Below are 16,278 nucleotides of genomic sequence, written 5' to 3'. Positions count from 1 at the left end.
AATGTGGAAGAAGTGAATTCTATTATGGTAGTAAGAAAGCGGTAATGCCAAGTTTGTGAATGTATAAATAGTAACTAATTTTCGTTATAAATTATATTTAACAATAAGAAACTGCCCCACCAATTGATAGATATGTCTAACAATGGTGAGGCAGTCTATTTGTTTTTTGGTGTTAATCATAAAAAAATTTGTACATATCTGTTTTATAGCTACTTGATCATGCATCTACAGCTTAAATTGATGAACCAATCCATTTAGTTTTTCAGCTAATTTGGCAAGTTCGTCTGAATTATTAGCTACTTCCTCCATGGAGCTATTTATTTGTTGAGACGAGGCGGAAGTTTGTTCGACTCCTGCAGCGGATTCTTCAGAAATAGCTGCGATTTCTGAGATAGAACCATTCATGATGTTACTGTCTGATGCTATACTAGCTAAGTTTTCTGCTACTATTTTGATGCTGTTCGTCATATCTGTTACAGATGCGCTTATTTTAACAAAGGTTTCTTGAGTCGTTTGAATTTGACTTGTTCCTTGTTGAACTTCCGTATAGCCATTTTGTAACGATTGTGTTACCGAACTGGATTCATTTTGTATACCAGCGATAATGTCAGTAATATCTACGACAGATGTAGAAACTTGTTCAGCGAGCTTTCTAACTTCATCTGCAACAATGGCAAAACCTCGACCATGTTCGCCAGCTCTTGCAGCTTCAATTGCTGCATTTAATGCGAGGAGATTTGTTTGATCAGCAATGTCCTGAATAACAGAAACCAATTTTGATATTTCTTGAGACTTGCTATCTAACCCCTGTACTTTTTGAACGGCATCATGTACGATGTGATCTATCTTAACCATCTGCTGGTTAGAGGATTCCATTAAATTACTGCCCTCATTCGTCATTTGTAACACTTCAATTGCAGCTTTTTGAATTTGTTCCCCATTTGCATTAGCATCTTGAACTGTAGTTGAAAATGATCCCATAATGGAAGCCAGCTCGCTTGCATTTTTGGCTTCTGCTTCTGTACCAGCAGCTAAATCGTGCATAGTAGTCGCAATTTGTTGAGAACCAGCGTTCACTTCATTGGCTGATTGGGCTAACTCTTCACTTTGACTTGTGATGGATTCAGAGACGACATTTATTTCACTTAGTAATATACGAATATTACTACTCATTTCGTTTGTTGCCATCACAAGCTGGCCTACCTCATCTTGTGATTTTGTTTCTAGTGGTTCTTTGCTGATATCCCCACTTGCCATTAACTTCATTCGCTCCATCACTTTTATAAGGGGTGTTGCAATGATATTGGAAGTAATTAGTGCAGCAGCTAAACTAACCAATATAACTAAAATGGTTACTATGGTAGCTATTAATAATGTCCTTTTTCCATTTGCCACAATTGCTCTCTCTGCCTCATTAATTGAATCGCGACTTTTACTTGCTAACTCTTCATATCCAGCCATTATTTTACGTACAACGAGGTCTTTTTCTGCTAGATTTTGGCGAGCCAATTCTTTATTTCCTTTGTCATACTCTTCGAATACTTCTTTTGCTACAAACGTTCGCCACTCAATAGTCTTTTGAATAAGGTTGTCAAATTCCTTGGAAGCGCCAATCTCTCTAACAATTGCTTCATTACGCTTACCCTCTTCTGTATACTGGTTAAATCGGTCTTTATAGTCGCCACCGTATAACACATAACCACGGGCCGTTGAGATTCGATTAGCCATTGTTCTCGCCATTTGCTCATTGGCAATTAATAGTGGAAGCTCTTTTTCTACAATATTTTTAGCTGCCTCATTATTCTTCTTGATGACAGAATAATTATAAACGCCAAATAAAACGATAATTAAAATAATCAATGAAAACCCAAATAATATTTTCGTTTTTATACTTTTGAAATTAAATTGTTGCTTCAATTCTCACACTCCAATTTCTTATAGTTGATATTTGATGGTTGTTCAAAATGGCTACAATACTTTACTACAAGTACAACAAATTTTTATTGTATGCGTTGGGTTTTTCTCGTGTTCACTTTGAATAACTGGACTCCAATTATGGGAATTTAATCATATAGCCCTGTATCCTTAGTTTTGATTATATTTTCTTTGTTTTGTAACTATAATCATAGATATTGTAACAAATTTAGTAAAAATAGCAACGTATTATACAAAAATGTGCAATTTTAGTTAAAGGGAAGGCTTGCAAATGAAAGGGGAAAGAAGGGTATTTATTCCTGAATTTAAATTCAGTGGGCATATTCAGATAAAATAAATATGTCTATTTTTTATGCAATGAAAATTTTTTGTAACGGAATATAAGTTCAATAGTTATATAAGTGAAGGGGGCAAAGATATGGACTTTGAGGAAATCTATCAAGCGTATTTTCATGATGTGTATTTATATATGAAATCATTGTCGGCAGATGAAAATATTGCGGAAGAAATAACGCAAGAGACGTTTTTTAAAGCATTGAAGTCCATTCATCAATTTGATGGGAAAAAGGATATTCGGGCCTGGCTTTTTACGATTGCGAAAAATACATACTTTACGCATTACAAAAAGCAGCAACGTCAAATCAATCAGGTGATGGAAGAATCCGTACTAGATGTTCAAATCGTAGAGCAGTTAATGGATGAAGAACAATCTTTTGCGGTTCACAGTTATTTACACCAGATGGAAGAGCCCTATAAAGAGGTCTTTTCACTGCGCACATTTGGCGAATTGTCTTTTGAAAAAATTGGTCGACTTTTCGGTAAAAGTGATAGCTGGGCTAGGGTAACATTTTACCGTGCAAAAAAGAAAATAGTAGCGCATATGGAGGCGAGACAAGATGAGGGAAATTAAATGTACAATTATTCAAGATTTGCTACCCCTTTATGTGGATGATGTCGTGAGTGAAGATACGAAGGCGTTTGTAAATCAGCATTTAAATACATGCAGGACTTGCCAAAAAGAATACGAACAAATGACGAAAGCGGTGTATGTACCGATTGAAAATAAAGCGACATTATTTGAACGGGTTAATAAAAAGTGGCATCGTAAAAAAATCATGCTTATTTGTGGATCGGTTTTAACGACTGCTTTATTGTGCTTCGCTGTATTTTCTTATGTGTTTCACTATACAAAACCAATTCCGTATTCAAAGGATTTATTTGAGATTGAACAACAGCAAGATGGGACATTGGTTTCGAATTATTTTGGGAAAAGTCATGCAGGAACGCATATGACGCATCCGATGAAGGTTGAAATAGATGGGAAAATGAAAAATATTAGCTTAATTTATTACGCTGAAACAATAGCTAATTCACCTACGAGTAATTTCCTACGAGAGGATGAAAGAATAGGCCCCGAGCGTTTTGAGTTGCCGGATAGCCAATCTGTTGATGCCGTATATTACGGACAGTTTGATCTTGAAAAATTAATCATCACAAAAGAACAAACATGGGACGAACTTTTGCAAGAGATGACTTTAATTTGGGAGAGATAGAGGTATTCGTTTTATATGGATTGTTTTGTTTATGAGGTTCAATTAAAAATAGATCATACCTAAGTAAATGAGGGTTTATGTTCTTTTGAAATAAATAGGACCAGTTCAAAATGGAACTGAACTGGTCTTTAGCTTGTAGTTAAAGTGTAAAGCCCCTGAACCCCTTACATTTTTTAAAATTCTGCAGGGGGATAATTTTTGGGAATTCCCGCTAAGATAAACCCCGTACCTGTGAAAATAGAACCGATTACCTCTATAGTCCCTTGGCTCTCTCCTATAATACTTGCCACTGAAAAAACAATGGTTCCAATCACTAGAAGATAACCTGACCAACTATGAAAAACCTTGCTACGAATCATAGAAACAGCTAACAATATCATTCCTATAACAAATAGTAATGGGCCAAATGTATATAAGGGTTCTGTAACAGGCGTATGAAAGATATAATCGACTTTTTCACCTGAAGCACCAGCCAATTCTACATAAACGATAGTAGTGACAATAATAGTGCCTATAATTCCAAAGAGCATGGCGAAAAAAGCCAATAATCCAGTTAGTTCGCTTTGTCTGATATACAATCCCAAAAAAGTGAAAACGAGCAACAAATGAGCTACAAAAACGCCTAGACTTCCTAGTATTGTTCCATTTGCCCCGGCCCCATAATTCAAAGCATGAGCGATAATAAGAAGTATTCCAGAAAGAATAGATGTAATGTTGCCAAGCTTCATTAATTTTTCATCCATATATTGTCCCCTTTTTAAATAATTTAAGTCATAATACCAATGAATTAAGCTAATGAGTCAATCTAGAAGGTAGGTAGAAAATAGAATGAAATGGCAGACAGCATATCACCAATACAATGAACTAAAATTAAAGGGAAAAGTCGTCTCGTTTTTAGATAAATCAACGGAATGATAACCATAGGTATAACCGTTAGAAATCGATAAAGGGAATATTCAAAATCAAGCGTTACGGGTAGGGCTACGTGCTGTAATGCCCAGAAAAACATGACGATGAAGACGGGTATAGTTTTGCTTTTGAAGATGCTCTCTAATTTTGGCAAGCAATAGCCGATATAAATGACTTGCTCCATAATTGCCCAGCCTATTGGCCAAATAAGTACGCTGTATAAAGCAGCCCATAAAGGTAGTGGTCCTGCAATAATGGGAGCAGATACGATACCAAAAATGAGTGTTGACATAAGTGAACCCCATGCAATTGTTAAAGGCAGTAGCAAGATCAATATAAGAACAGCTTGCTTTAAATCCTTTTTTAAATGAGTCTTGGAGACGTCGATTACTTTCCTAAACGAGAATCCCCCGTTTTTTTTTAAGACGATAAGCAGTAAAGCCAAGCAACCTAAGTCAATAGCAGATCCATAAACCGTCCACCATCTTCCTGATTCTAAGTAAGTCAATGGCTGATTCGATAGGAATGTAATGAATGTAAAAATACCTTGTGCAATGACTGCAAAAACGGTGCGGGATAGCAATACAATGATGAGGAACCAAGTCAGCTTATCATAACGTTTCATTTTAACCTCCTTCAATTTATATACTTAAACTTTACCGTTAGTTAATTTACTCAAAATATGATGCACCTGTTAACTCTAAACAAGCAGTATAGAGATTTACTAGCAGAGATGTTCAACATTTTTCAATCAATTATTAAGGAAGTCATCCATTACGGTCAGCAACACAATATTATTACAGTAGAAACTCCGGCTGAAGTTATTGCGCAAAACATCTAAAATATTTAGGTGGGAACACTTGTTGAATGGGTAATGTCGAATGCAGATCGATCATTAAAGGTTTTAATGAATCCAGCTTTAGAACATTATTTGAGGATGATTTTTATTAACTTGAAATAAATAACTACGAGAGCGCGCAGGAGCGGTATTTTCCTGGGGCATAACTTTTACAACATTTCATCCATGACTTTTGGAGATGAATCAAAATTAGAATAAAGTCATGAGACATAACAACGAGCGTGAATATATTTTTCTGTAATACGTTTTAAACAATCAACCGCCGGATTGTCAAAATGGATATACAATTTAAACATAAATATGTGTCAAATGGGAAGAAAAGTCCTGAGTTGGCACTTATTTTCGAATAAGTTGTATGTCAAAATCGATTGTTTTCAAAAGCCGTCTTTTTGGAGGAGCAGTTACGAATAATGTGATGATTCTTTGAGGGGAAATTGTATGATTTAGTATGTTTTTTCAATCGTTTTTCGTATTTATCATCATTCCGCGTATTCCATTATGATATAGATTGAACAGGACCGGGCACGTTTTTTGCTCGGTTTTTCTTTTTAGGTAGCATATGTAACGGAGAGCAGTGAATACATTGTGCCATATTTAGCAAACACGATTTTTGATAATTAAACAATAAATTAAAATATTTTACATTATTTGTATCAACAACAAAGACATGGTAACCTATTATACAGTCATAGAAAGATAAGAGAATCTATTTGGAAATGGGGTTACTAAGATGAATAGTTTGCAAATATGCTTCAAACGATCGCTACAAGTAGTGATAGGGATGTTGTTCTTTATTTTCGCACCGCTCACGATTGCTCATGCCGCTGATTTCAGCCATGTAGATACGAAGGTGTCGAGTGATAAAACATGGACGATTACATTTAATGAGTCGGTGCTAGAATCTAGTATTTCAAAGGATTCTATTTATGTACTAGATAAAAATAATAGAAAACAAGACACGTCTCTTTCCGTGAAAGGAAATGTTGTGCTTGTACAAGCACCTGCACAAGGTTATGCACCTGGGCAAAGCTATACGTTACATATTACGGATTCAGTGAAAAGCCAAAAGTCCAATAAACGGTTAAGTAAAGCGGTTATCAAACCATTTACAATTGCTGAAGGCTATGCAGTAGTTGATATTCAAGCAGATGGGACGTATTCGCCGGTTGCCACGTATGCATCTTTTGAAGAAGCAAATGGTCACTTACAAAAACAGCAAGCCATTGTTTACAATAATAAATACGTCAAAATACCAGCTGGATTTGTCGCGACAAGTCCGAAGAAAGTAACACTGATTTATAAGCAAGCTACATTTACAGCGGGTTTTCAATACGCAGGTGTTGCTGCTGATACGGAGTTACTGTATGTTGATGCTACAGCAGACTATGTGAAAGTCCATGTAGCTGGTCAAGATATGTATGTGAAGCATGAAGATGTCACGCTCATTCCGACAGCTGCAGCAAAAGGACAGTCTTATTATAGTGCAGATGATAAAGGCTTATGGCACCGTATTTATCATCATCATGCTGGTACGTATGATAGCAGTTACTTAATAGGAGACAAGCCTGCATTTTTACAGCGTAATGTAAAGTATTACAGTACAGATGGCGCGAATTTTGTGGATGCGAATGGACAAGTGGTTGGTGAAAGTTATGCTTATTTTCAATATATATCACCACGTGTCCCGACAAGCTATAGCGCAGAGCAATTGAATGCTTTTATTGCTAAAGAATTACAAGCTAGAGAACAGTCAGGGAATAAGCTTTACGCTAATGCAACAACGAAAAGTCCATTGCAAAACATGGGTGCTTTGTTGAAGGAGATGGAAAAACAGTATCGTATTAATGCGTTACTTATTCTGTCAACTGCTATACATGAGAGTAATTATGGTATGAGCTGTCATGCGCAAAACTATAATAATCTGTTTGGCTTAAAAGTAACGGATACGAATAGTGCTTGCTCAACGAACGTGGATAAGACGTCATCGAAGTATTTTCCATCGATTGAAAAAAATGTTCAGGCACTAGTGGAAAGTTTAAATCAGTACTATTTAGACCCACTTAATATGGGTGACTGGCGTTATAATGGAGTTGCACTTGGCAATAAGATGATTGGCATGAATGTTCGTTATGCCTCAGATCCATATTGGGGATCTAAAATAGCAGGTCATATGTATCGTGCGGATCAAGCACTTGGCGGTAAGGATTACAAGAAATATCAACTTGGCTTTACATCGACGGCGAATGTGAGCGTTCGGACAGCACCGCTTGTTACAACAGGCGCTCAGGACAATCGTGCCTATCAGTATAAGCTGGATTGGACGATCAAACGTTTAGATCATATGCCGATTACTCTTTCAAATACTTCATCCGAAAAAGTGGATTGGTTACGTGTCATTTCAGAACGGGCTACAGATATAACGGATTTATATACAGTGAGTGAGAATGTCCGCCATGTGACCGTCTATTAATAGAGTACAGAGTGAGGAATAAATAAAAAAGCTATGAGGGGGGTGTCCAGAAAGTAAAAACTTTCTGGACACCCCCCTTTACTGTCGTCATTACAACATTAAAAATGCTGAGTATTTAAGAGAATCGTAAAACTGTTAGTGAATAATCCTTACTCTGTTTTGAAATTGCCCATTGTTTCTTTTAATTGGAGTGCTTTATCACTGAGTACTTGAGCCGAAGCAGTTACTTCCTCCATTGAGGCAAGTTGCTGTTCTGTCGCGGCTACAATCATTTGAATATTGTCCTCTGATACAGATGCTTGGTCAGCTTCTAAATGAATCGAATCATCTAATAGCTTCATTTCATTTGCTACCGTTTCAACCGATTGGATAACGGAATGAACTTCATTTGATACGCCTTTTGTTTGTTCAAAAATGCGTGTTAAAGAATCTTTTGTTGTATGAATTAAATTTGTGCCAGCTACTGTTTCATTTGATACATTTTGCATAGCGGTTACAGAATGCATTGTATCTTGCTGAATGCCGTGAACAATGCGACGAATTTGCTCTGTAAAACGAGAAGATTCATCTGCTAATTTGCGCACCTCATCCGCTACAACGGCAAAACCTTTTCCATGTTCACCAGCCCGTGCAGCTTCAATAGCCGCATTTAAGCTTAATAAGTTTGTTTGCTCTGCGATGGCTACTATGGCATCTAGAATGGTACCAATTTCTTTTGAACGCTCGTTTAGTTGGTCGATAACTTCTGAAGTAGCAGTGACGGATTGTGTAATAATATTCATCTGCTTTGTTAAGTTATCGAAGTTTTGATTGCCATCCTCTACTTCGCGTAATGTAGCATCTGAAGCATCTAACACATGAATATGTGCTTTTGCAATCATGTCTAACTGCTGAGCTGCATCATCCATTAATTTTACATTTCTTTTCGCTTGTGTCAGCTGCTCTTCAATAATTTCTGATACTTTTTCCACTGATTGAGAAATATGATTCGTCGCCTTTGTTGTTTCCTCTGTAACGGCAAACAAATCTTTACTTGAAGAATCAACAGAATCAGCGGTTGTTTTACTATTTGTAATAACCTCTTTAATGGCTTCAATCATTTCATTTAATGATGTTGAAATCGATGCAAATTCATCTTTCGACGTGATTGAGATACGCTCAGTTAAATCACCGGTAGCTAGTTGTTTAGCAACATGCTGAATAGATTTCACTTGTGTTTGAATACTAAAATAGAATGAAAGCAAAGCGTACAATAAAATGAATACAATGACGATAATCACAACTAATGTGATAGCACGCTTAGATTCATAGGAAGCTAAGTCATTTTCTAAACGGTCTTGTAACTCATTCTTTTGAAAATCGATTAACTCGAAAATCGAATCAATCGCAGCAGTCGTTGCATTGAAATAATCAGCAGGTACGATTGTAATCGTTTGTGCATTCAATAACTCTGTATTAATAACTGCTAAAATATCCTCTGTGCTTTTTAATGATTGTTTTGCTTGTATTTCTAAACGGTTTTTTAAAGATGGATCTGTTTTAAAAATCTTTTCATAATTATTGAAGGATGCGTCTACATAGCTTTGCATCGTTTGCATTAAAAATAATAACTGGTAACGGTTATCGTCTGATAATTCTTTTTTAGTGGCAACACCGACACCTGTTGCACGTGCTTTCCCCATATTTTCCGTAATCGGAGGTAATGTTTCCGTTAATAAACGGTTTAGGTGATGTTTTGTTGGATCTGATTCTAGTGAAAGCTTCGTATCTTCTGCGATTAACTGGATTAAATCTAATATTTCGATAATCAAATTACTATGTAATGAAATGGCCTCTGCTACAGTTCCGTTAGCTGAAACAGATTGGACCTGCTTCCAATTATCATTGATAGTGTTAATGTTTGCTTGAATTTCCGAATAAGACGGATATTGTTTTGCATTTTCTACGAGTGTATCAAATGAGTCGTTGACATTTTTACCTGCAGCTTCTCTTCTAGATGCGGCCGTTGCATCACCACTAATTAAGTTTACAGTCAGACCGCGGTGTTGTTGTGTGAATTTTAAAACGGGATAAACATCTTCAATTAAATCGACCCCTGATAACTCTTTTTCGATTGTGTCAATTTGCTTATTCGTTTGTTGGACAAGATCTAATAATAAGTAACTAAGTGTTAATACGACTACGGCAAATAGTAGCATAAATTTTTTACTGAAAGATAGTTTGTCTAAGACAAAAATCCCTGGTTTGAAAAGACCTTTCATTGACATCCCCCTGTAATTTATTAAATGATTAGCTTTAAGTGTAATGTACGTTAAGTGAATCAACAATGATTTAATTATGTCAGGAAATATAAAAATACAAGTTTTATCAATATCTGTACGAAATATTTCAATTTTTATGAAGAAATTGGTGAAGAGTTGTATATAATCCAGAAGGACTAATAAGAAATGCGTGGTGTAGAGATAAAAGTAATGCTTGTTTATAGATTTCTAGTAAGAAAGAGCTTCGTGGAAACACAAGATGTATAAAATAAGCAACAAATCCAATGCTAATGGCAAGGAGTGGTCGTGATGAAGGCTATTTATGCAGACTTACATATTCATATTGGGCGTACGGCAAGTGGAAAACCGGTGAAAATCACAGGTAGCAAGACGCTCACATTACAAAATATTTTAGAAATTGCAAGTAATCGAAAAGGGCTTGATATGATTGGGATTATTGACTGTCATTCTCCAGAAGTGTTGTTGGAAATAGAAGCATTCATACAACGAGGTGACATGATTGAATTAGCTGATGGGGGGCTACGTTTTCAGAACACGACATTAATTATGGGTTCAGAAATGGAAGTATATGACCAATATTGTCATGGACCTATCCATGTGTTAGCGTATTTTCCAACGTTGGAGAAGATGCAATCTTTTTCACAATGGATGAGCAAGCATGTCAAAAATAGGACATTAAGCTCTCAGCGTATTTATGTAGAAGGGAGAGCACTTCAAAAGCAGGTTCATGCACATGAAGGTTTGTTTGTTCCCGCGCATGTGTTTACGCCATTTAAAAGTCTTTACGGCAAAGGGGTTAAGAGCAGTTTAACGGAAGTATTCGATCCAACTTACATCGATGCTATTGAACTAGGACTGAGCTCAGACACATATATGGTAAGCCAAATGAAGGAGCTACAAGCGTATCCGTTTTTAACAAATTCCGATGCACACTCACTTGAGAAAATGGCGCGGGAATATCAAAAACTCCAGCTTAAAGAAGCAAGCTTCGAAGAACTAAAAAAGGCATTGCGACAGGAAGAGGGACGAGCCATTGGTGCGAATTACGGTTTAAATCCGCTACTCGGTAAATATTATCAAACCGTATGTGCGAAATGTGGTGAGCAGCTAGCAGGGATAGACAAATGCCCTCAATGTGGCAATGAAACAGTGATTATGGGTGTCTCCACGCGCATCCAACAGTTATCTGATCCGTATGTAGATTCCATTGCACGACCGCCCTATATTCATCAAGTGCCGTTAGATTTTATCCCTGGTTTAGGGCCGAAAACATTGAATCGCTTATTGCAGGCTTTCGGTACGGAAATGGCCATTTTACACGATATCACGAAGGCGCAGTTAGAAGAGGTGGTTCCAGAAAAGTTAGCCACCCTTATTGAGCGAGCACGAACAGGGGAGTTATCAATTGCACATGGTGGTGGCGGTAAATATGGGAAAATCATAGATGAGCATACTCCACCTGACTAAAAGCACATCAACATATCGCCTAGTTGATGTGCTTTTGGGTATTTATAAATATAATGCTGCTAGAAAAATACCTAATGCTTCTTCATAAATCTCATCGAATTGTGAGAGTGGTAGCGGGTTTGTTCCTTTCCCAAGCTCAATCGTAAAGCCAGATCTTCGCCAGTCTTGGATAAACCAATCTTTATACCCTGCATAGCTATCGACTGTCTTAACAGGCGTATAGCCGCTTACTCTTCCAAATGCATTGGCTAGCACTTCATTTTCTGGTGGTTCGAGGTTTTGGAATCCCCAATAAATGACCTCACCTTGTGTATGGAAAGCGAGTACTCTTGCAAAGTCTCGCTTTTTTGTTAAGTCAGCCATCGCAATCGATTCTGGCTGGGACAAAGGACTTTCTCCGCCATAATCGCGCGGACCTGGTGTTTTCGGATTGCGGTCTCGCTCTTTTTCCCATTCTGCCGGAAACTGGTCATTTAAATCGACGCCATTTATATTGGCTTTCCACCCTGAAAAGTCTAGGCTATTATTGTTCCAATCGATGGTATTACTTCTATAAGGCTCTTCTTCGGGTGGTCCATTCAAAACGAGATTGACGCCATCTGGATTGACCATCGGAACAATGGATAAGGTCGTTTGCTCATATAAAGAAGAAGTAATGATTCCCCGAATGGTCATTTGATTCGTCAGGGAAAGTACATAATCATTTAGAAAAGTCATGATAGTAGGTGTTGTAATCCATTCGTTTGCATGAAATGAGCCGTTATAATGAACGCGTTTATTCCCAGTACCGATTAAAACTTCAGGTAGCTCTCGACCTAACACAGAATTGCCAATGGAATCAATCTGCAGAAATGGGTAAACGGATTGTAGCCGTCTTATATCATTCGTCATAGTTTCATAAGTATAATTTTGCTTTCCATTGACAAGTCGCCATGTAATGCGAATTGGCACTTTGATTGTTTGCCCAATTTGCAGTTGGTTTGGATTAATCGTAGGGTTGACAAGAAAAAGGGTATCAAGAGGAAGATTTCGGCTCATCGCAATAGACCATAAGCTGTCTCCACGCCGTATTTGATAGCTTTGGGCAACATATCCAGGAATTTGAATACGTTGACCGACTGACAGTGATTGAGGGTTAATGTTTCGGTTAGAATCAATCATGAGTTGTAGAGGAATTCGAAATAATTGGGTGTAATGCCAGAGGGAATCCCCTGGTCTCACATATACATCCATGTTGAGCCTCCTCTGTTATTAAAACTTTCATAGTATATGAGAAAATCCTGTATTTTATGAACCTTTATAATGGTAATAAATGATTTTATTATGACTTTTCGTGTTAACCAAATATATACTAAAAATACTTATTCTCCTTGATATTTAAAAGGAGCCCCTTCAAAATAGATAGTAATATAAATACGAAAAGAAGGGGCCAATTGATATGAATGAAGTAATGAAGCGAAATAATGTAAAAATAATAGGGCAAGGAGAGCAAACAATTGTGTTTGCACATGGCTTTGGTTGTGATCAAAGTATGTGGCGATTTATCGCCCCAACATTTGAAGAAAATTACCGAATAATTGTATTTGATTATGTTGGCTCAGGCAATTCAGATGTCAATGCGTATTGTTCGGAAAAATATAGTACCCTTCAAGGCTATGTACAAGATGTGCTCGATATAATTGACGAACTAAAGCTTGAAAATATTATTTTTATTGGTCATTCCATTAGTGCCATGATTGGTATGAAAGCTTCTATTGCGCGGCCAGAAGTGTTTAATCAACTCATTATGATTGGGCCATCTCCTTGTTATGTAAATGATATAGACGGTTATTGTGGTGGTTTTGAGAAGAGTGATATTTTAGAATTACTCGATATGATGGAGATGAATTTTACAGGTTGGGCAAGCTATATGGCACCAATTGTAATGGATACGGAGCACCCAGTATTAACACGGGAAATAGAAACTAGCTTTGCTTCAGGCCATCCTTATATTGCGCGACAATTTGCAGAGGTAACATTCTTTTCAGATCAGCGTACAAGCTTGTCACAAGTGACGGTCCCGACACTCATTATCCAATGTTCGGATGATAGTATCGTACCGATTGAAGTAGGTGAATACCTACATCAGCACTTAAAAAATAGTACATTTTATTTAATGCATACAAAGGGGCATTACCCGCATATTAGTCAACCAGAGGAAACAAGTGAAATTATTCTACAATATTTAGTAGGTGTAACAAAATAGAAAATGCTATAAAGGGGGACGGAGACATGGATGAACGTTTAAAAGAAGCACCCTGTGGTTTTATCTCAATGAACCATGAGGGCTTTATTACAGAAGTAAATCAAACTTTTCTTTATTGGATGGATTACGTAGAAGAAGAGCTAGTTGGCAAACACTTTGAGTGGCTATTGCCGACTAGCAATAAATTAATCTTTCATTCTTATTTTTATCCAAGTATTAATTTACACGGACGGGTAGAGGAATTATTCATTAGCTTCAGAAATGGTAGTCATGCTTCCATCCCCTACTTGATGAATGCAAAACAGTATGAACGCGACGGCATGGAAGTAATCGATTGTATTTTGGTGCAAATGAAGAAGCGGATTGATTATGAATTAGAATTACGCTCAACAAAGCGAAAGATGGAAGAGGCTTATATAGAAAAGAATAAAGCGCTCGCGAAATTAGAACAGATTTATAAAGAAATTGAGCAGAAACAAACGGAGTTAATGGCCATTAATTCAGGACTGATTGAAATTTCCTATACGGATAAGCTAACAGGCATTAAGAATAGACGCTTTTTCCAGGAGAAGTTAGAGGAGCATATCGATTTGTATCGTAAGGAAGGAAAGCCTTTCTCTTTACTTATTCTCGATATTGATTATTTCAAAAAAGTAAATGATACATACGGTCACCAAATTGGTGATGTTGTACTGGTGAAATTAGCTAAAATTTTGAGTAATCACGTTCGTTCCGAGGATATTGCAGCACGTTTTGACGGAGAAGAGTTTACGATTATTTTGCCCAATACAAATGCAATAGAAGGGAAGCACATCGCTGAAAAGTTGAATCGCGTAGTAGAGCAAGCAGAGTGGGAAGAAACGGGCGGATTAACGGTCAGTATCGGCATTGCCACTTTTACAAATCAAGACACGGAAGCATCGATTATTTTAAATGCCGATCAAGCGCTGTATGCTTCGAAGAAAAATGGACGAAACCGTGCTACACATTTTATAGAATTAACATGATATAGCAAACCGAGATGAAAGTAAGTATGTTTTGAAAAACGTATAAATCCAAAAATCCCATGGATACTAAATCATAGAGAGATTATTTAATCGCTTAGGTAATGGTGAAAATTTTCATAGCGGATAAAAATATGGGGGAAGAGCTTTTACGTTTAAGTGAAAGCACCATCCCCCTGTGTGACTAGCACACTTACCTAGGTTCTCCAGCATGTGTCGGGGGATTAGCAGGTACTTTCACGCTCTTGTTTTTAATGCACTAAATATTCTTCTTTTAATTCAGCAATAGCCACTTCAGAGCGTTCTTCTAATGAACGTCTTAAATGGACGGTAGCTGTTTGTTGGTTGTCATGCAATTGATCAATCCAGACGGAAACACCGTTATAGCTTACTTCATATTCGGATGGTGACTCAACAATTTTTTTCGCGCGTTGATAGTCCATATGGAGCCTCCTTATTTATGCTGTTTGTTTCGCTTAGCAGCTTGTTCAATTTCAGCGATTTCCCGGGAAAATTCTTCCCTAATTTTGTTTGGCGCTATTTTTTGATTTTTAGGTGTTTGAGGAAGCGTTTGCTTTTGATGGCTTCGTCCCTTTTTATCATCTCTTCCCACTGGGCATGCTCCTTTCTGTTTTGTTCTTTCTTAATATGGCATTGAACAAAATTTTTATCACAGAAAAAAATATACAGTGTAGAAAAGCGAAAACACCACCCTATTATTTGGCGGTGTCTCGTACGTTATTTCTTCATAATAAAGCTCATATGGCGGCCGGATTTTTTATCTTGGCGATAGGAGAAGCCATTTTCATGTAAGAAGGTGCATGTGTCATCAACGATAATTTGATTTGTAGGGATGCCCGCAAGTTCGCATTGTTTTTTGACGGTTTGCTGATTATCGATATGATATTTATTTGTTTTGGCATTATAGTATATAAATTCGTCCGCATAACCTAACGCTTTAAATTTTTCATATACATCGCAATCTACTTCAAATTTTTGTTGGCTTAGCGCTGTACCGATATACACTTGAAATCCTTCGGCGGGGTTTTGTTCTATTTCAATTAACTGATGCAATAATCGTGGTGTTACTTCTTTGACGGTTCCTTGCCACCCCGAGTGTATCGCAGCGATCACACCACTTTTTTCGTTGTATAAGAGTACGGGTACACAATCAGCAGAAAAGGATGTCAGTAATATACCGCGTTCATACGTATACAGTGCATCTGTATTAGCAATCGCGTTGTCCATTGTAAAGGCACCTTTTCCCCGGTCGTTGCTTGAGACTTTGTAAACGTTTGCACTATGTGTTTGCTCGGCACAAACAAAGTGTTGTACCTCACAGCCAATCATTTTTGCGAGTTGCTCGCGATTGTTTATAACTGCCGCGGTATTTTCACAAATATGCAATGCCATGTTATTTTGTTCTGGCACCCCGTATTTTTTCAGTGTCGTACCCGCAATCACCTTTTCATTATTCATATATATATTCATCGGTTCCTCCGTTTTGTTACTATATTCCTATAAAAAATAAATAAAAAAAGAACAATGATAAGC

The 16,278-nt window shown here is 37.1% G+C and carries 14 protein-coding genes; 6 read left to right on the top strand and 8 right to left on the bottom strand.

The features are described from left to right. Positions 1–225 precede the first annotated feature (225 nt). Positions 226–1,917, bottom strand: coding sequence for a methyl-accepting chemotaxis protein (locus tag AC3II9_RS07305; RefSeq protein ID WP_489154395.1), 1,692 nt, complete (start codon positions 1,915–1,917; stop codon positions 226–228). 436 nt (positions 1,918–2,353) lie between these two features. Between AC3II9_RS07305 and AC3II9_RS07300 the strand changes: the two genes are divergently transcribed. Together AC3II9_RS07300 and AC3II9_RS07295 are read left to right on the top strand one after the other, a co-directional pair. Beyond that, positions 2,354–2,845, top strand: coding sequence for an RNA polymerase sigma factor (locus AC3II9_RS07300; RefSeq protein ID WP_489154393.1), 492 nt, complete (start codon positions 2,354–2,356; stop codon positions 2,843–2,845). Beyond that, the gene (locus AC3II9_RS07295; protein WP_489154391.1) at positions 2,832–3,488 is read left to right on the top strand and encodes a zf-HC2 domain-containing protein; all 657 of its coding nucleotides are present in this window, start codon (positions 2,832–2,834) and stop codon (positions 3,486–3,488) included. The genes AC3II9_RS07300 and AC3II9_RS07295 overlap by 14 nt, the downstream gene beginning before the upstream one ends. Positions 3,489–3,661: 173 nt before the next feature. Here the strand turns inward: AC3II9_RS07295 and AC3II9_RS07290 are convergent, their stop codons facing one another. Next, positions 3,662–4,231 (bottom strand): hypothetical protein, encoded by a 570-nt coding sequence (locus AC3II9_RS07290; RefSeq protein ID WP_489154389.1) that lies wholly within the window; start codon positions 4,229–4,231, stop codon positions 3,662–3,664. A 62-nt stretch (positions 4,232–4,293) separates the two neighbouring features. Then, complete coding sequence (locus AC3II9_RS07285; protein WP_489154387.1) at positions 4,294–5,022, bottom strand: CPBP family glutamic-type intramembrane protease; 729 nt, start codon at positions 5,020–5,022, stop codon at positions 4,294–4,296. Between the two features lie 964 nt (positions 5,023–5,986). Here AC3II9_RS07285 and AC3II9_RS07280 point away from each other — a divergent pair. Next, positions 5,987–7,726, top strand: a complete 1,740-nt coding sequence (locus AC3II9_RS07280; RefSeq protein ID WP_489154385.1) for a glucosaminidase domain-containing protein — start codon at positions 5,987–5,989, stop codon at positions 7,724–7,726. Between the two features lie 149 nt (positions 7,727–7,875). Here the strand turns inward: AC3II9_RS07280 and AC3II9_RS07275 are convergent, their stop codons facing one another. Further along, positions 7,876–9,987: a methyl-accepting chemotaxis protein gene (locus AC3II9_RS07275; protein ID WP_489154383.1), complete on the bottom strand. Its 2,112-nt coding sequence runs from the start codon at positions 9,985–9,987 to the stop codon at positions 7,876–7,878. Between the two features lie 309 nt (positions 9,988–10,296). Between AC3II9_RS07275 and AC3II9_RS07270 the strand changes: the two genes are divergently transcribed. Then, positions 10,297–11,475: an endonuclease Q family protein gene (locus AC3II9_RS07270; protein ID WP_489154381.1), complete on the top strand. Its 1,179-nt coding sequence runs from the start codon at positions 10,297–10,299 to the stop codon at positions 11,473–11,475. 42 nt (positions 11,476–11,517) lie between these two features. Here the strand turns inward: AC3II9_RS07270 and AC3II9_RS07265 are convergent, their stop codons facing one another. Further along, positions 11,518–12,708, bottom strand: coding sequence for a M14 family metallopeptidase (locus AC3II9_RS07265; protein ID WP_489154379.1), 1,191 nt, complete (start codon positions 12,706–12,708; stop codon positions 11,518–11,520). 205 nt (positions 12,709–12,913) lie between these two features. On the opposite strand from AC3II9_RS07265, the gene AC3II9_RS07260 reads away from it, so the two are divergent. After that, complete coding sequence (locus AC3II9_RS07260; protein ID WP_489154377.1) at positions 12,914–13,720, top strand: alpha/beta fold hydrolase; 807 nt, start codon at positions 12,914–12,916, stop codon at positions 13,718–13,720. A gap of 26 nt (positions 13,721–13,746) precedes the next feature. After that, positions 13,747–14,727, top strand: a complete 981-nt coding sequence (locus AC3II9_RS07255; RefSeq protein WP_489154376.1) for a sensor domain-containing diguanylate cyclase — start codon at positions 13,747–13,749, stop codon at positions 14,725–14,727. Between the two features lie 248 nt (positions 14,728–14,975). On the opposite strand, the gene AC3II9_RS07250 is transcribed toward AC3II9_RS07255, so the two are convergent. From AC3II9_RS07250 to pgeF, 3 genes are all read right to left on the bottom strand, one after another. Continuing rightward, a complete protein-coding gene (locus tag AC3II9_RS07250) occupies positions 14,976–15,167 on the bottom strand; it encodes an H-type small acid-soluble spore protein (protein WP_489154374.1) in 192 nt (63 codons plus the stop codon). 11 nt (positions 15,168–15,178) lie between these two features. Beyond that, on the bottom strand, positions 15,179–15,337 hold the full coding sequence (locus tag AC3II9_RS07245) for a YfhD family protein (RefSeq protein WP_489154372.1): 159 nt from the start codon (positions 15,335–15,337) through the stop codon (positions 15,179–15,181). A gap of 125 nt (positions 15,338–15,462) precedes the next feature. Beyond that, positions 15,463–16,215, bottom strand: a complete 753-nt coding sequence (gene pgeF / locus AC3II9_RS07240; RefSeq protein WP_489154371.1) for a peptidoglycan editing factor PgeF — start codon at positions 16,213–16,215, stop codon at positions 15,463–15,465. Positions 16,216–16,278 lie beyond the last annotated feature (63 nt).

This window comes from Lysinibacillus sp. RU7 (assembly GCF_057837305.1).
This window is presented reverse-complemented; position numbering and strand designations above follow the sequence as displayed.